Here is a 16,332-nt window from a genome sequence, read left to right as displayed (position 1 = left end):
AAAGGTGCTCCGTGAGAAATTTCGTTCTGCGGTAGAATGCCTTGGGATATGTGGCAAGCGCTGCGTCTGTCACGCTTTCGTGCGCGAGCCCACCACCGCCTGCCCGAGCCGGGCCAGGGCGGCCTTCAGGCCGTCCTCCTCGATGGGCGCCACGGCGCTCTCGACCCGGCGCCGGTCCGCCTCTCCGAGGACGGGGGCGGGCGGGCGCTTCTTCTCGGCGCGCCGCACGGGCCCCTGCTTCAGCACCAGCTTCCCGATGCAGCGCCAGCCGTAATAGACGTTGACCCGCTCGATGACGATGGGCGCCATGTGCTGCATCTCGAGGGCGAAGGCGCCCTCGACCCGGATCACGAGGGTCGCGGGCTCGGGCCGCGCCTCCGGATCGGCATGGGGGCCTTTGCGCTTCCACTCGATCTTCAGCGGCTGGGTGAAGGCGGCGAGGCGCTCGCCCACGATGTCCGGCCAGGCCACGATGATGTCGGAGGTGGCAAAGCCTTGCGCCGCCAGGCTCGGGCTGAGACAGACGTCGAGAAAGTCGGCAAGGGGCCGGGGCCGGTGTCTCGGCTGTCGCATGTTGAAGGTCCAAAAGCCACGTTGGAATATTCGACGAGGATCGTTATTCCACGTCACATGTTAACGCCCGCCTTGCGCGTCACCAAGCCATGCCCTGACGATTTGCTCGCCTGGTACGACCGTCACCGGCGCGATCTGCCATGGCGCGCGAAGCCGGGCGAGACGGCAAACCCTTACCGCGTCTGGCTTTCCGAGATCATGCTGCAGCAGACGACGGTGGTGGCGGTCAAGCCGTTCTATCTGAAGTTCCTGGAGCGTTTCCCCACCGTCGAAGCCCTGGCCGAAGCGCCTGCGGACGCGGTGATGCAGGCCTGGGCGGGGCTGGGCTACTATTCCCGCGCCCGCAATCTCCATGCCTGCGCCAAGGCGGTTGTGGAAAACCATGGCGGACGTTTTCCGGGCACGGAGGCCGAGCTCCTCAAGCTCCCCGGGATCGGCGCCTATACGGCAGCCGCCGTGGCGGCCATCGCCTTCAACCAGAAGGCCGCCGCGGTGGACGGCAACGTGGAGCGGGTCATGTCCCGGCTCTTCATGGTCGAGGAGCCGCTGCCGAAGGCCAAGGCCGCGATCCGGACGCTGACCGAGGATCTGGTCCCGGCCGACAGGCCCGGCGATTTTGCCCAGGCCGTCATGGATCTCGGCGCCAGCATCTGCACGCCGAAGCGGCCCGCCTGCGCCATCTGCCCCTGGATGCTGCCCTGTCAGGCCCGCGCGGCGGGCCTTCAGGAGAGCTTCCCCAAGAAGCAGAAGAAGGAGACGGGCCAGCTCCGCAAAGGCGCCGCCTTCGTGGTCCTGCGCGCCGACGACAGCATCCTCCTGCGCACGCGCCCGCCGCGGGGCCTTCTCGGCGGCATGGTCGAGACCCCGACCAGCGCGTGGGAGCCCGACTACGAGCCCTCCCGCGCCATGGTGGACGCCCCCATCGAGGCGCGGTGGAAGCGCCTGCCGGGCACAGTCCGCCACGTCTTCACCCATTTCCCCCTGGAGCTCACGGTCTTCTTCGCCCGGGTGCCGAAGGACGAGCCGGCCCCGGAGGACATGCGCTGGACCCCGCGCCAGCAGCTCCACGAGGAGGCGCTGCCCGGCGCCATGAAGAAGGTGCTGGCCCATGCGCTGGGGGACATGCCGGGGGCCAAGCCGCCGGCCAAGGCTTCTGCGAAGCCAAAGTCAGAAGGCTGACCGGTTCAGATGCCGGTCAGCGCCTTTCGGTGCCGCTTGAACAGATCCGCCAGGGCGTTCGCCACCCGCTGCACGCTCTCCCGGTTGCGGCTGCGGCGGTGCATGACGAGGAAGACGTCCTCGATCAGGTCGCCCTGCGGTTTCGTGACCTGGACGAGATCCGGGTCCGAATCGCCGAGCCAGCAGGGCAGGAAGGCGGCGCCCAGACCGGTCCTGGCGGCCTGATAGCGGATGGGCATGTCGCCGATGCGGGCCGAGATGGCGCGGCCCTGCGCGAATTCCGCAACGTAGGCGGCCTGCCGCGAGAGGGTGGGGTCCTCCGAAGGCGCGATGACCGCCTTCGGGTCGGCGGTGCGGTCGTACATGGCGAAGGCGATCTGCCCGACCTTGCGCACCACGAGATCCTCGGCCCCGTCGGGCAGCGTCCTCATGCGCAGCGCGATGTCGGCCTCGCCCGCGGCGAGGTCGAGCTTCCGCCGGGTCGGGATGTAGGCGATCTCGGCGGGCTGCGCCGCCCTGTGCAGGTCCGCGGCGTGGAGCGAGAGGAAAAGCGTCACCGAGGACGTGGCGGTGATCCGCACCGGCGCCGTGGGATCGGGCCGGTAGGCGGCCGCGATGCGCGGCACCGCATTGGCGGCCTCCGCCATGGGCGATGCCGCCTCCAGCACGGCACGGCCGGCTTCCGTCAGGTCGAGATTGTTGGGGCCTCGCTGGAACAGGGGAACGCCGAGCGTCTCCTCCAGTGTCCGGATCCGGCGGGCGACGGTGGGCTGGCTCAGGTCCAGGGCGCGGCCGGCGCCGTTCATCGATCCATGAGCCACCACAGCCAGGAAGATCCGGAGGTCGTCCCAGGACGGCTCGGCCGCGCCGGGCCAGGATGGATCGAGAGAAGGAGCAGCCATGAGACGATGCTAAAGCTTTTCGGGACGTTCGACATGGGAGAATGCTCGCGCTTCCACAGGGTTGGAACCGGGCCGACGATGGCGCGGGGAGGCGAGGCGTGCAGCCCGCCGGGAATGTGCGGGTGGCCTTCACCGGCGGCGGGCTTCAGGCCATTCACAAGCTGCGCATTTTCAGGCAAAAGCATCGCGCCGAAACCGGCGCCCGTTTTTCGAAGGACAGCTCCCGTGCCCCTCATCCGTTAGCGACGCTATCCGACACGACAGAAGCCGGCGTGCAGCCCGTTTCCGGGCCGCTTCGTCACGACCTTTGTCGGCCGAACCGAGGGTTCGGTCGGATGCAACGGATTCAAGGACATCACATGTCTGCCTTTGGACACACAACCGGCGCCTCGACGCGCGGAACCATCCGCTCGGGCGCTTTCGAACTGGGCTATTCGATCGAAGGGGAGGGGCCGCCCGCCATCGTGATCGGCAGCGCGGTCTACTATCCCAGGACCTTCTCCGAACGGTTGCGGCAGTCGCTGAAGCTGGTCTTCGTCGATCACCGCGGCTTCGCCCGTGCGAGCGGCGACGTCTCGGCCGCGGATTTCGCGTTCGATACGGTTCTTGCCGATATCGAGCGGGTGCGCGAGCATCTCGGTCTCGGCGAGGTGATCGTGATCGGACATTCCGGCCATGGCTACATGGCGCTGGAATACGCCAAGCGCTATTCCCGCAATGTCTCGCATGTGGCGATGATCGCCACCGGCCCGAGCCACGGCGCCGTGCATGTGCAGGCCACGGAGCGGTACTGGGACGAATCGGTCTGCCCGGAACGGAAGGCGCAGCTGGCGGCGGACCTCGCGAAGCCTCCCGCCGAGATCGAGGCCGCGCCCGACAGGCGCTTCGTCGCCTATTGTGTGAGGATGGGCGCGCGAAGCTGGTACGATTATACGTTCGACGCCTCGCCCCTGTGGCGGGACGTGCATGTGAACATGCCCGCCTTCGACCATCTCTGGGGCGAGGTCTTCCGCGACATCGACATCGGGCATGGCCTCGATGCGCTGGACGTTCCGGTGCTGCTGGCGCTCGGGCGGTACGATTACCTCGTGGCGCCCTACGCCACGTGGGAGCCCTATCGCGAGAGCTTCCGCGACCTCACGGTGCGGGTGTTCGAGAGGAGCGGGCACACGCCGCAGTTCGAGGAGAGCGCGCTTTTCGATGCGGAGCTGCTGCGATGGCTGTCGGAGAGGCGGCGGGCCTAGGCGCCGCCGGGAAGAAGCAGGAAGGCCGCCGCAGGGCGGCCTTTCACGTAATGGGCTCCCGGCGTCTCGCCGCCTACCGGCGAAAGGCTCTCGACGGCACGGCCGCCACGGCGGGCAGCGGCGGCGCGGCGGGTCTGCGCCGGGTGGCGGGGGAGGTCGACAGGCTCTCCGGAATTGCCGCCCGAACCGGAGCGGCAGCGATGTCCCACGGCAGGGTCCCGGCCGGCAGCCATGCGCCGAACCTGTCGAGCGCCACCATGGCAAGCGTCACGATGACGACGCTCGTCACGGCGACGGCGGCGGCCTGGGCGGCCAGGCCCGCTTCCTCCAGATTGTAGAGCACCACGCCGATGGTCTCCGTTCCGGCGGTCCAGAGGAGGGCCGAGACGGTGAGTTCGTTGAAGGCCAGGAGGAAGGCCATCAGCCCTCCGGCCGCCGCGGCGGGCAGGAGCGAGGGCGCGACGATGTCGAGGATCCGCCGCCTCAGGCGGGCGCCGTCGAGGGCCGCGGCCTCCTCCTGCGCCAGCTCGACCTGCTCCATGGCCGCAAGCGCGGGCTTCAGCGCCACCGGCAGAAAACGGGCGAGATAGGCGAACACGATGATCCAGGGTGTGGCGTAGAGCGACACGCCCACGAGCGGCAGGGGCTTGAGGAAGAGCAGGATGCACGCAATCGCCAGCACGACGCCCGGCAGAATGTAGGAGGTTTCGAGAAGGGCCGGCAGGATCGTCCGGCCCGCTCCGGCATGGCGCACGAGCCCATAGGCGAGGGGGATCGAGAGAGCGGCCAGCATCAGCGCCGCGCCGCCCGCATAGAGGAACGAGTTTCCGAAGGCGCGCACGGTCACGGTCTGGCGCACCAGAACCTCGACGAAGTTGTCGAGCGTCACGGTGGAGGCGTCGAGCGGCATGCCGTAGGACGGCACGAGAGCGGCGGCCAGGAGCGACAGCATCGGCAGGACGAGCGCGATGCCGAGCAGTCCCCACACGAAGATCCCTGCTGCGGCCTTGGCGCCGGCAAGCTGCCAGAACGGCTGGAGCGGAGCATCCTCCTCGAGCTGCACGGCATCCCGCCGGGTGAGCCATTGGCTCAGCGCGACGCAGATTCCCGCCACGGCGGCGACGAGAATGCCGAGCGCCGCGACGTCGCCGATGACGCCGGGCCCGAAGCTCGACAGGCGCCGGTAGATGAGCACGGGCAGGGTGAGGTAGTTCACCGGAGCGCCGAGAAGGGCCGGAATGCCGAAATTGCCCGCGCCCGCCACGAAGGCGAGAAGCGTCGCGCCGATCATGTGCGGCCTCAGCAGCGGAAGCACCACGTCGCGCACGACGCGCTGCGGCGTGGCCCCGTCGATGCGCGCGGCCTCGATGACGGCGCGAGGAATGCGCCGCAGGCCGGCATTCAGCACCACATAGACGAGCGGCGCATGGTGCAGGCCGAGCACGAGGACGATGCCGCCGCGTCCGAGCATCGGGTTGGCGCTGCCCGCTTCGGGCGCGAGCCCGAGGGTGTTCAGGAGCGGCGAGGCCGGGCCCGCGAGGCTCAGGAAGGCGAGCGCCACGACCTGCGGCGAGATCATGGTCGAGAGAACGAAGAGAAAGGAGGCGGGACGGCGGGCGCGGACATCCGTGACGCCGAGAACGAGCGCCATCGCGCCGCCGATGAGGAGCGCGAGGAGGCTTGAGAAGAAGGCGGTCTCCAGGGTCGCGAGGCTCGCGCGGATGGCGGAGCGGCTGGCGATGACGGAGAGCGCGTTGTCGGGCGCGAAGGTTCCGCCCGGCGCGATGGCGGCGGCGATCAGCCGCGCGGCGGGCATCACGTCGAAGGCGAGGGCGAGAACGACGAGAAGAGCAAGGAGGCCGAAGCCACCCTGCTCGGAGAATCCCCTGTCGCGAGGGATGCGTCTCACTGGCCGAAGATGTCCGCGAAGGTCGTCTTGTTCTTGGTCTCGTCGGCAAGAGCCTGGGCGGCGTCGAACGGCATGACCTTGATGGCGTCGCGGGACGGATAGCCGGCGGGAAGGGCGACGGCCGGGTGGGCCGCGATATAGCCCTGCTTGAGGGCGAGCTCCTGGCCTTCCTTCGAGATCAGGAAATCCACGAAGGCGCGGGCGGCTTCCGGGTTCTTGGTGTTCTTCAGGATCGCGACGGGCTCGGTGACGGCCGAGACACCTTCCTTCGGGAACACGAACTCGATGGGGGCGCCCTTGGCCTTCTCGCGGATCGGCATGAAGTCCACGATCATGCCGTAGAGCTTCTCGCCGCCGGCGATGCTCTTCAGCACGTCGCCGTTGCCGCCGCCTGCGAGCGCGCCGTTGTCGTTCAGGGCCTCGTAATAATCCCAGCCGCCTTCCAGGTTGCTGGTGAGCGTCGCGGCATGGATCAGCGCCGCGCCGGAGCTGAGCGGGCTCGGCATGACCACCTGGCCCTTCGCCTCGGGCTTGGTGAGATCGGCCCAGGAGGTCGGCTTGAACGGAGCCTTGGTGTTGTAGGCGATGCCCGTCGTGATCAGCTTGGTGGAGAACCAGTGCTTCTGCGGATCGTGCGTGCCGGCCGGATAGGCGGAGACGTCCGCCTTGTCGTGCGCCAGCAGGCGGTCTTCCTTCTTCAGGCCTTCCATGGTGACGCTGTCGGCGATCAGGAGAAGATCGGCCTGAGGCTGCCCGGCCTCGAACTCCGCGCGCAGCTTGGCGAGGATCTTCGGCGTGCCGTCGCGCACGAAGGTGACGTTGACGCCCGGGTGCTTCGCCTTGAAGGCGTCGATGGTCTGCTGCGCGTCCGTGTTCGGCTGGCTCGTATAGAGCACGAGATTGCCGGACAGGTCCTGCGCCAGCGCAAACGTGGGCGCGAGGGCGAGAACGGCGGAAAGGATGAGGCGCTTCATGGGTTTCGTCTCCGGGCGATGAACGACTTCGCGCTAGCGCTGCTCGGTGACGGTGGTGTGACGGTGCGCTCGCACCGTCAACCAAATAGGCAAAAGGCTCACACGGTCAACGTCGCCCGCACCTTCGCGCGGAACTCGTCGATGCAGACGAGCTTGCCGTTGCGCTCCACGTGCCAGAAGGTCCAGCCGTTGCAGGCGGGCAGGCCCTGGGTGAGCGCGCCGATCTTGTGGATCGAGCCGATGATGGCCCCGAGCGCCAGGCTGCCGTCGGCGCGGATCGTCGCCTGGTAGCGGCGGCGCTCGTCGACGAGGGTCTCGCCCGCCTTCACGTATCCGCCCTCGATCAGCGACAGGAAGGGCACGCGCACCTCGGCGCGCTTCTCGGGCGGGGCCGCGATCGCTGCGTCGGACAGGGGCACGACCGCATCGATGCGGGCCCGCGCCGCCTCGGCGTAGGTCGAGTCGCGCTCCAGGCCGATGAAGTGGCGTCCGAGCCTCTTCGCCACCGCGCCGGTGGTGCCGGAGCCGAAGAAGGGATCGAGCACCACGTCGCCGGGATTGGAGGACGACAGCAGCACGCGCGCCAGCAGCGCCTCGGGCTTCTGGGTCGGGTGGACCTTGCGTCCGTCCCCGTCCTTCAGGCGCTCCTCGCCCGTGCAGATGGGGATGAACCAGTCCGAGCGCATCTGAACGTCTTCGTTCGCGGCCTTGAGCGCCTCGTAATGGAAGGTGTAGTTCTTCGCCTCCGCGCTCTTCGAGGCCCAGATCATGGTCTCGTGCGCATTGGTGAAGCGGCGGCCCCGAAAGTTCGGCATCGGGTTCGCCTTGCGCCAGACGATGTCGTTGAGAACCCAGAAGTTCAGGTCCTGCAGCGTGGCGCCGACGCGGAAGATGTTGTGATAGGAGCCGATGACCCACAGCGTCGCGTTCTTCTTCATCACGCGGCGCACGGCGAGAAGCCAGGCGCGGGTGAACGCGTCGTAGTCGGCGAAGCTCGCGAACTTGTCCCAGTCGTCGTCGACCGCGTCGACGAGGCTCTGGTCCGGGCGCGTCAGCGCCTGTTCGAGCTGGAGGTTGTAGGGCGGGTCGGCAAAGACCACGTCCACGCTCTCGGCGGGAAGCTTCTCGAGATTGGCGATGCAATCTCCGAGAAGGATCTCGTTGAGAGGAAGTGACGGGAGGACGGACAGGGGGGCTTTGCGCCCCGTCCGAGGCGCCGACGCAGACCGCCCGGTACGCGAGACATGGATCCGGGAGGTGGCGCCGGCGGCCCCGGTACGCGAGGTACCCATAGGTGATCACCGGTTACGCAACTGACACTCAGGATCATGGTCCGTTAGGGTAAAGATGAAGTTTCCAAGTGGAAAAAAATGCGTGCTGTTTTGGGTCGGCAATTCTTGCCTACCCGTTGAAAAGATTGACGTTTTCCGGTTAACGGCCGTTAAGGGAGGTTACAGGTCGAGTAACCCTTGCCTCAGGGGCGCAAAACTTAGGCGATGGAAGGGGCAGGGACCCTCGCTCGCCAGCACGGTGAGGTGCGCCTTCGTGCTGTAGCCCGCGTTCGAGGCGAAACCATAGGCGGGATAAGCGGTTCCGAGCCGCGCCATCAGGCGGTCGCGCACCACTTTCGCGACGATGGAGGCCGCCGCGATGGAAGCGATTCGCGAATCGCCCTTCACCACCGCCTCGACGGAGCAGGGAAGATCCGGCGGATCGTTGCCGTCGACGAACGCCATGTCGGGCTTGCAGGGCAGCGCGGCGAGCGCGCGGCACATGGCCAGCAGCGAGGCCTGGCGGATGTTGATGCTGTCGATCTCCGCGTGCGAGACCGATGCGATTCCCACCTGCGACGTGGCGAGGATCTCGGCGAACAGCGCCTCGCGCTTCGCCGCCGTCAGCGCCTTCGAATCGGCCAGTCCCTGGGGCACCGCATCGAGATCGAGCACCACGGCGGCCGAGACCACCGGACCCGCGAGCGGCCCGCGCCCGACCTCGTCGAGACCCGCGATGCAGGTAAAGCCCGCGGCGCGCGCAGCCATCTCGTGCTCGAGGCCGAGGTTCGGTCGGGAGGAGGGGCGAATCGGTGCCGTCATGGGCGGGATGAAAGCGGGGATGCGATCCGTTTTCCACCCCCTCGGGGGAAACGTCGGTGACGCAGGCGTGGACTGGCCCGTCGGTTAGGCGAGACGCGCGTTCTTCCGGGGGACACGCGGACTGAGACCAGAAGAGCGCGACCTCATTCCCTCCTCATTGTGGGGAGGGCCAGGGTGGGGGTGTGAGCGATAGCCTATGAAGGTGTGGCGCCCACACCCCCACCTCCACCTCCTCCCCACCGCAAGTCGGGTGTTCCCGACTTGCGCAAGAGGATGCGGATCTCGGGCAAGCCCGAGGTCCGTGGGAGGAGAGGCAGCGTTGCGCTAATCAAAACAGACTTAACTGCCCCGTCTCCTTCACCGGCGGCCGGAACAGGTCCGTGCGCAGCTTCAGCGAGCGCTTGTTCAGGCCGAGCCTCTCCGCCGCCGTCTCGAAGCGGCGGCCGATCATCCAGGCATAGGGGCCGACGCCCGTCTGGCGCACACCCCAGTTGGAATCGTAGTCCTTGCCGCCGCGCGCCTCCTGCAGCAGCGAGAACACGTGGTTGAGCTTGTCCGGGTAGTGCTCCGCGAGCCAGTCGCGCACGAGCTCCTTCAGGTCGTGCGGCAGGCGCAGCAGCACGTAGCCCGCCTCGATGGCGCCCGCAGCGGAGGCTGCCTTGAGGATCGCCTCGATCTCGTGGTCGTTGATCGCCGGGATGACCGGCGCCACGAGCACGCAGACCGGGATGCCGGCCTCCGTCAGCTTGCGCACGGTCTCCAGCCGCTTGGCCGGGGAGGCGGCGCGGGGCTCCATCTTCCGGGCAAGCGCCGGATCGAGGGTGGTGATGGAAATGGCGACCTTGGCGAGCTGCCGGTCCGCCATTTGGGCGAGAATGTCGATGTCGCGGGTGACAAGGGCCGATTTCGTCACAATGCCGACCGGGTGATTGGCCCGGTTCAGCACCTCCAGGATGCCGCGCATGATGCGAAAGCGCCGCTCGACCGGCTGATAGGGGTCCGTGTTGGAGCCGATGGCAATGGTGCCCGGCTGGTAGTTCGGGGTGCGCAGCTCCTTCTCCAGCAGCTCAGGGGCGCTGGGCTTGGCGAAGATCTTGGTCTCGAAGTCGAGGCCCGACGACAGGCCCTGATAGGCGTGGGTCGGGCGGGCGAAGCAATAGGAGCAGCCGTGCTCACAGCCGCGATAGGGATTGATGGAGCGGTCGTAGCCGATATCGGGCGAATCGTTCTTCGTGATGACTGTGCGCGGCTTCTCGACGATGACCTCGGTCGGCAGGGGAGGAAGCGCCTCCTCCAGATCCCAGCCGTCGTCGAACGTCTCGCGCTGTGCGGGCTCGTAGCGGCCGGTCGGGTTCGACACGGCGCCCCGGCCCCGGCGCAGGTCGGCTTCGACGCGGTAGGCCGGGTCGTCCATGCGGCGGCGCGCCGCCTCGGCCGCCTCGATGGGACTGCGGTTCACGGGCCGGGAGCGGACAGGATCGCGGGCGGTATCCTTGGCACGGACAGTCATGGGAGCCTCGAACGAATCCAAGCTTGAGAACGGATGATGAACAAAGAACAAAAATGGAACGAAATCAAGACGGCTTGATGGCGACGGACGCTGCGGAAGCCACTATGGTGACCGCATGATCAGCGTTCTTATCCGTGTCGGTCACGGGCCCGAGGCCCTGGCCGCGACCTTGAGTTCCCTCGTGCCTGCCGTTGCGGCGGGGCTCGTCGGCGATGCCGTCATCCTGGCCCGAGAGCCGGACGAGGCCATCGCTCACGTGGCCGATGCGGCCGGAGCGACCCTGGTCACGACGAAGGACGGGACATGGCGGCGCGGGGCCGAAGCCGCGCGGCGGGAATGGCTCCTGTGTCTCGACGACGGCGACATTCCGCAGGAGGGCTGGATCCGGGTCCTCGACCGCTTCGTCAGCGTGAGCAGGCCCGAGCGCGGCGTCGCCCGCCTGCGGCATCGGCAGTCCGGCCCGTTCAGCGGCATCGTCGATGCGGTGCGCGGCCTAGCCGGAGGGTCGACGATCCGCGCCGGCGACCTGGTGCATCGCCGGGTCCTGATGGAAGGCGCCAAGGCGGGAAGGCCCGTGCGCCTCGCGGCCATGATCGAGCGCGACCCGGCCCTCGGCTGAGGCTCAGGCCTTGAGCTTGCCGCGCTTCAGGTGCTCGTCGAGGCGCGGCATGATCTCCACGAAGTTGCAGGGCCGGTGCCGGTAGTCGAGCTGCGCTTCCAGGATGCCGTCCCAGGCGTCCTTGCAGGCGCCGGGAGAGCCCGGCAGCACGAAGATGAAAGTAGTGCCCGCAAGCCCCGCCGTGGCGCGGGACTGGATCGTCGAGGTGCCGATCTTGTCGTACGAGATGCGGTGGAACACCGCCGAGAAGCCCTCCATGCGCTTTTCGAACAGGGGCTCGACGGCCTCCGGCGTCACGTCGCGGCCGGTGAAGCCCGTCCCGCCGGTGGTGACGATCACGTCGATGGCGGGATCCGCGATCCAGCCCTTCACCTTGGCGCGGATGGCCTCGATGTCGTCCGTCACGATGGCCCGGTCGCCGAGCCGGTGGCCCGCTTTCGTCAGGCGCTCGGCCAGGGTGTTGCCGGACCTGTCGTCCTCCAGGGAACGGGTGTCGGAAACAGTCAGAACCGCGATGGAGAGGGGAACGAAATCGAGATTCTGGTCGATGCCGGGCATGGGGAGCGCTCTGGTGGATCCTGCCTTCATCTAGCGCGGCACGGGAGCGGGTTCCAGAACGGGCTTCTCACCCCGTCATGGCCGGGACTCGTCTAGGATGCCGCGCCTGTGGAGGCCGGCTCCCGCGCCGCTTTCCGGAACAGCCAGGCCGACAGGAGCCAGAGCGCGGCGAAGAATCCGGTCAGGACCAGGACGACCCTTGGCCAGTTCTCTCCGGTGGAGCCAAGCCCCGCGGTCAGGGCGATCACGCCGACCAGCACCTGAGCCAGTGCCGTCGCGGCCAGCGCGAGCGCCATGCCACGGGGCTGGAAGCGGACGACGAGGGCGCCGACGATCCCGGCGGCGAGCACGCCGCCATACATCAGGTTGGCCGGGTTGTCCTCGGATCCGATGATGCCGACCGCGAGATTGATCCAGATGAGGACGAAGGCCGCCGCGACCGCGACGCCGACGGCGGCCCGGTAGGCAACGCTTCCCGTCATCCGGGCGGCCAGTTCGTAGGTGCCGCAAGCGCCGAACAGCATGGCGCCGAAGACGGCGAAGTCGGTCTCGTCCCAGGCCACCTCGTCGGTGAACTGCATCGCCACCAGGGGCAGCAGCAGAAGGAGCGCCGAGATCGCCCAGGGCGCCAGCCTCCAGAAACGCCTGCCGCCGTTGAACGCCTTTCCAGCCATCGCCTTGCCTCCGTGCAGGCTCGAGGCCTTCAACATAGCTCAAGGCTGCCGATGGGTGGTATGGCCAAATTCCGGGGCCTGGGCGTGGGGCAGGGACGATTAGAGCCGCGTCGCCCGGAACGTGTCGCAGGCCTGGACCTGTCCGCTCTTCAGGCCCGTGGTGAGCCAGCGCATGCGCTGGGCCGAGGAGCCGTGGGTGAAGCTGTCGGGCACGACCCGGCCTTGGCTCTGCTTCTGCAGGCGGTCGTCGCCGATGGCCTCGGCGGCCCGGATCGCCTCCTCGATGTCGCCCTCCTGGAGGGATTGCCAGCGTTGGTTGGAATGGTGCGCCCAGACGCCCGCGAGGCAGTCCGCCATCAGCTCGACGCGCACCGAGAGCTGGTTGGCCTCCGTCTGCCCGACCTGGCGCTGGCGCTCCTGCACGCGGGGCAGGATGCCGAGCTCGTTCTCGACATGATGGCCGACCTCGTGGGCGAGCACGTAGGCATAGGCGAAATCGCCGCCGGCGCGGAAGCGCTGCTGCATTTCCTGGAAGAAGGAGAGATCGATGTAGATGGTCTGGTCGAGCGGACAGTAGAACGGACCCATGGCCGATTGCGCGCCGCCGCAGCCGGAGCGGGTCGCGCCGGAAAACAGCACGAGCTTGGGCGGATTGTACTGGCGGTTGACCTGCTGCGGCAGCACGGTCGTCAACACATCCTCCGTATTGCCGAGGATCGCGGCGGCGAAGCGGCCCATCTCGTCGTCGGGGGCGCCCTGGCGGCCCTGCTGCTGCTCGTAGCCGGAGCCGCCGCCCGCGAGCATCTCGGCCCCGCCGATGAGAAGGCGCGGGTCGATGCCGAAGGCCCAGCCGATCAGGCCGAGGATCACGATCGTCCCCATCCCGAGGCCGCCGGCGCCGCCGATTCCCATGCCGCGACGGTCTTCCACATTGGACGAGGTTCGAAAATCTTCCCAGCGCATGATCCACCTGCAACGAGCGGCATCCTGCGCCGCACAGTCTTAAAGCGGATCCTTTGGCCCGGTTCCGGGGAGAAGGAGAAGCTTGGCCTATTCGCGGCCGTCGAGGGCGCGGCGCAGGGAAGTGAAGTCCCGCCAGCCGAGGCGCTTCTGCAGGGGCTGGCGCAGGAGATAGGCCGGATGCAGGGTCGGCATCGCGCGGAGCTCGCGCCCGGCCTCGGTCTTGTATGTGAACCAGCGGCCGCGGGTGCGCAGGATGCCGTCCTTCACGTTGAGCAGGTTCTGGGCCGCCGGGCCGCCGAGGCAGAGCAGGATCTCGGGGCCCGCGAGCTCGATCTGGCGGGCGATGAACGGCTTGCAGATCGCGATTTCCTGCGGCGTGGGCGTGCGGTTGCCCGGCGGTCGCCACGGCACGATGTTGGCCACGTAGACGTTGCTGCGGTCGAGGCCGATGGCCGCGAGCATCCTGTCGAGGAGCTGGCCGGATCGGCCCATGAAGGGCTTTCCGATCCGGTCCTCGTCGGCGCCGGGCGCTTCGCCCACCAGCATCACGCGCCCCTTCGGGTTGCCGTCCGCGAAGGCGAGGTTCTTGGCGCTGAACTTCAGGGCGCAGCCGTCGAACTCCCGCAGGAGGGCTTCGAGTTCCTCGAGGGACTGGGCGTCGCGCGCCAGCTCGCGCGCCATGGTCGCCACGTCCTCCGGCGCAGCCGCCGCCATCTTGGGCAGGGCGCGGGGAGGGGGCGCGGCGGGGCGGGGGGCTTCACGGGGCTGTTCCGGCGCCCTGGCGGGGGCTGGCGGCGCTGCGGCTTCGGCAAAGCGGTTGTGCGGCGTCTCGTCCAGGGCAAGGTCCACCCCCGCCTCGACATGGAAGTCGAGGAGCGCCTGAAGAGCGTCGCGGTCGGAAGGGGCGTCCTGCATGAATCGTATGTAAGCATTCCGAGGGGCACGGACAACTCGGGCCCGCACAGGACCCGACCGGTCTGCCTTCACGAAATCAGGTCGAAAAGGGTCGGACTCTCGTCCCGTCTGGCGCCTTCGATGGCGAGAAGGCGGCGCTTGGTCGTGGCACCCCCATTGGCCGAGAACCCCCCAAGCTTGCCGCCTGCCGCCACGACCCGGTGGCAAGGCACGATGACGGCGAAAGGATTGCGCCCCAGCGCCTGGCCGATCGCTCGCGCGTTGTCGATGCGGAGCCGGGAGGCAATCTCGCCATAGGTCAGCACGCGGCCCGGCGGAATGCTGCGGGCGATCTCGTAAACGCGACGGTCGAATTCCGGCACGCCGTCCATGTCCAGCGGCACGGCGGACAGATCGCGCGCCTCGCCCCCGAGCAGAGCCGCCACGTCGTCGATGACGGCCCGGATATCTGGTGGCGGCGGCGTTTCGCGGATCCCGGGGAAGCGCTTGGCGAGGCGGCTGCGCATCCCGGATGCTTCCTCCTCGGGAAGCTGGAAGCCCGCGATTCCGCGCTCGTTCCAGGCGAGCCCACAGACCCCGATGGGCGTGTCGAACAGCGTATAGGACGCCTCTCGATCGGACGGATGATCCTGCATGTCTCATTGTAGACATCCCGAGACGGGGCGGCAACTCGGGGGCTTTCGCTCCCGGACAGGGACCGCCCGGATCGTCACGCTCAGTTCGAGATCACCAGGGGTTCGCCTGCAGCCAAATGTGCGGCCGTGGGCGTGATCAGGCCATCGTCCGCCATGCGGGCCAGAACCCAATCCCTCCGGTCCTTCGCTCGATCCCGGTTCTCGGCCATGTCGAGGCGGTAATGGTTGGGAGCCTTCGGCAGGGCAGCCAGGTAGGCAGCTTCGGCAAGGGTGAGGTCGTGCGGTGCCTTGCCGAAATAGGCCTGCGATGCCGCGGCGATGCCATAGGCGCTGCCGCCGAAATAGATCTGATTGAGATAGATCTCGAGGATCCGGTCCTTGGTCAGGTTCGCCTCGATCCTGCGGGCCAGGATGACTTCCTTGATCTTGCGCTCGAGGGAGCGCGGCTGGCCCGGCAGCAGCACGTTCTTGGCGACCTGCTGGCTGATCGTGCTGCCACCTGCGGGATTGATCCCGAGACTGGCGATGTTCTGCAGGGAGGCGCGCAGGATCGCCCGCGTGCTCACACCGCCATGGTCGTAGAAATCCTGATCCTCGGCCACCAGAAAGGCTTTCACCACATGAGGCGGGATCTCCGTCAGGGGGACGAAGCTGCGGTGCTCCAGGAGGCGCCCTTTGTCATCTCTCCTCACCAGGCTGGGCGGTTGATAGGTGGCGAGCGATGCGACCTCCGGCAGATCCTGGCCGTAGTGCCAGAAGAGAAGACCGGTCCCGGCGCCCATGAGGCCCAGAACGACGACCGTCGCGACCGCGCCGCCGCCGATGATCCGGCGCAGGCGCCCCGTGGCAACCTCATAGGGTACGGCCAGAAGATGGGCGGGAATGGCGAAGGCCCGGGACAGCTTCTCGACCATGTCGGCCGACAGATGCCGCTTCCGGCTCAGGACCTCCGAAGCGCGGGAGCGCGACCCGAGGGTGGCGGCAACATCCTTCTGCCCCTTGCCCTGCGCGCGAAGGGCGAACTGCAGCACGCTGATCGGATCGGCCGAGGCCGCCACACCCTGCTTCGCCTCATAGGCGGCCACGAGGGCGGCCAGGACTTCCAGTCGGTCCTCCTCGGGGGAGCCCGGTTGGGCAGCCATGAGGGTTTCGATCTCACGCAGGGCTTGCTCGTAATCCGCCGGGGATCTGATCGGTTTTACGCTGACGGTCATCGCTCGTCGCTCCATGGGGCGCAAGGGCATTCACGGCTTGGATCTGGGCGATTCCGAGGGCGAAGTTGATCTGAACCAGGACCTCGCACCCGTCGTCGACGAGGGCGAGCCTGATGCATCCCTTGTCCTCACGGGCTATGGCCGCCCAATGCAGCACCAACTCGGCCGCGCTGCCCCACGAGGCCGCGGACAGCAGAGCATGAAGAGCCCTCAAGGAGGGCTCCGCCTCGGGATGAAGGGTCCAATAGGCTTCAAGTCTCGGAACGCCGATCACAAGCATGGGGAGCACCATAGATGTTCCCAAATTTGGGAACAAGTGGAAAGTTCGGCATAATGTTATGCCGAAAGAGAGCTTTCGGCCGCGCACCAA

17 protein-coding genes are annotated in these 16,332 nt (G+C 67.9%); 3 read left to right on the top strand and 14 right to left on the bottom strand.

What is annotated here, in order from left to right; genetic code table 11:
- Positions 1-69: 69 nt before the first annotated feature.
- Complete coding sequence (locus ACFOYU_RS25445) at positions 70-573, bottom strand: DUF721 domain-containing protein (RefSeq protein WP_226739555.1); 504 nt, start codon at positions 571-573, stop codon at positions 70-72.
- A 57-nt stretch (positions 574-630) separates the two neighbouring features.
- Between ACFOYU_RS25445 and mutY the strand changes: the two genes are divergently transcribed.
- Positions 631-1,752 (top strand): A/G-specific adenine glycosylase, encoded by a 1,122-nt coding sequence (gene mutY, locus ACFOYU_RS25440; protein WP_377035694.1) that lies wholly within the window; start codon positions 631-633, stop codon positions 1,750-1,752.
- A gap of 5 nt (positions 1,753-1,757) precedes the next feature.
- Here the strand turns inward: mutY and ACFOYU_RS25435 are convergent, their stop codons facing one another.
- Positions 1,758-2,654: a LysR family transcriptional regulator gene (locus ACFOYU_RS25435; RefSeq protein ID WP_226739551.1), complete on the bottom strand. Its 897-nt coding sequence runs from the start codon at positions 2,652-2,654 to the stop codon at positions 1,758-1,760.
- A gap of 359 nt (positions 2,655-3,013) precedes the next feature.
- Here ACFOYU_RS25435 and ACFOYU_RS25430 point away from each other — a divergent pair, with 359 nt between their 5' ends.
- Entirely contained in the window at positions 3,014-3,898 is an 885-nt protein-coding gene (locus ACFOYU_RS25430) for an alpha/beta hydrolase (RefSeq protein ID WP_377035693.1), read from the top strand.
- A 73-nt stretch (positions 3,899-3,971) separates the two neighbouring features.
- Here ACFOYU_RS25430 and ACFOYU_RS25425 read toward each other — a convergent pair whose 3' ends face one another.
- The 5 genes from ACFOYU_RS25425 to ACFOYU_RS25405 form a co-directional block, all read right to left on the bottom strand.
- Entirely contained in the window at positions 3,972-5,807 is a 1,836-nt protein-coding gene (locus tag ACFOYU_RS25425) for an ABC transporter permease (RefSeq protein ID WP_377035692.1), read from the bottom strand.
- Positions 5,804-6,781: an extracellular solute-binding protein gene (locus ACFOYU_RS25420; protein ID WP_377035691.1), complete on the bottom strand. Its 978-nt coding sequence runs from the start codon at positions 6,779-6,781 to the stop codon at positions 5,804-5,806. Before ACFOYU_RS25420 ends, ACFOYU_RS25425 begins: the two co-directional genes overlap by 4 nt.
- A gap of 98 nt (positions 6,782-6,879) precedes the next feature.
- Positions 6,880-8,073, bottom strand: a complete 1,194-nt coding sequence (locus ACFOYU_RS25415; protein WP_377035690.1) for a site-specific DNA-methyltransferase — start codon at positions 8,071-8,073, stop codon at positions 6,880-6,882.
- A gap of 159 nt (positions 8,074-8,232) precedes the next feature.
- A complete protein-coding gene (locus tag ACFOYU_RS25410) occupies positions 8,233-8,874 on the bottom strand; it encodes a ribonuclease HII (protein ID WP_377035689.1) in 642 nt (213 codons plus the stop codon).
- A 328-nt stretch (positions 8,875-9,202) separates the two neighbouring features.
- Entirely contained in the window at positions 9,203-10,288 is a 1,086-nt protein-coding gene (locus ACFOYU_RS25405; RefSeq protein ID WP_377035763.1) for a PA0069 family radical SAM protein, read from the bottom strand.
- A 211-nt stretch (positions 10,289-10,499) separates the two neighbouring features.
- Here ACFOYU_RS25405 and ACFOYU_RS25400 point away from each other — a divergent pair, with 211 nt between their 5' ends.
- A complete protein-coding gene (locus ACFOYU_RS25400) occupies positions 10,500-11,003 on the top strand; it encodes a hypothetical protein (protein ID WP_377035688.1) in 504 nt (167 codons plus the stop codon).
- A 3-nt stretch (positions 11,004-11,006) separates the two neighbouring features.
- Here ACFOYU_RS25400 and moaB read toward each other — a convergent pair whose 3' ends face one another.
- The 7 genes from moaB to ACFOYU_RS25365 form a co-directional block, all read right to left on the bottom strand.
- Positions 11,007-11,561, bottom strand: a complete 555-nt coding sequence (moaB, locus tag ACFOYU_RS25395; RefSeq protein WP_377035687.1) for a molybdenum cofactor biosynthesis protein B — start codon at positions 11,559-11,561, stop codon at positions 11,007-11,009.
- A gap of 92 nt (positions 11,562-11,653) precedes the next feature.
- Positions 11,654-12,235, bottom strand: a complete 582-nt coding sequence (locus ACFOYU_RS25390) for a hypothetical protein (protein ID WP_377035686.1) — start codon at positions 12,233-12,235, stop codon at positions 11,654-11,656.
- Between the two features lie 99 nt (positions 12,236-12,334).
- Positions 12,335-13,198, bottom strand: coding sequence for a neutral zinc metallopeptidase (locus ACFOYU_RS25385; RefSeq protein ID WP_377035685.1), 864 nt, complete (start codon positions 13,196-13,198; stop codon positions 12,335-12,337).
- 87 nt (positions 13,199-13,285) lie between these two features.
- Entirely contained in the window at positions 13,286-14,113 is an 828-nt protein-coding gene (locus tag ACFOYU_RS25380) for a uracil-DNA glycosylase (RefSeq protein WP_226739533.1), read from the bottom strand.
- 68 nt (positions 14,114-14,181) lie between these two features.
- Positions 14,182-14,748: a methylated-DNA--[protein]-cysteine S-methyltransferase gene (locus tag ACFOYU_RS25375; RefSeq protein ID WP_377035684.1), complete on the bottom strand. Its 567-nt coding sequence runs from the start codon at positions 14,746-14,748 to the stop codon at positions 14,182-14,184.
- 80 nt (positions 14,749-14,828) lie between these two features.
- On the bottom strand, positions 14,829-15,962 hold the full coding sequence (locus tag ACFOYU_RS25370; RefSeq protein ID WP_377035683.1) for a transglycosylase domain-containing protein: 1,134 nt from the start codon (positions 15,960-15,962) through the stop codon (positions 14,829-14,831).
- On the bottom strand, positions 15,904-16,242 hold the full coding sequence (locus tag ACFOYU_RS25365) for a hypothetical protein (protein ID WP_226739526.1): 339 nt from the start codon (positions 16,240-16,242) through the stop codon (positions 15,904-15,906). Before ACFOYU_RS25365 ends, ACFOYU_RS25370 begins: the two co-directional genes overlap by 59 nt.
- Positions 16,243-16,332 lie beyond the last annotated feature (90 nt).

The organism is Microvirga sp. GCM10011540, assembly GCF_042650665.1.
GTDB lineage: Bacteria > Pseudomonadota > Alphaproteobacteria > Rhizobiales > Beijerinckiaceae > Microvirga > Microvirga lenta.
This window is presented reverse-complemented; position numbering and strand designations above follow the sequence as displayed.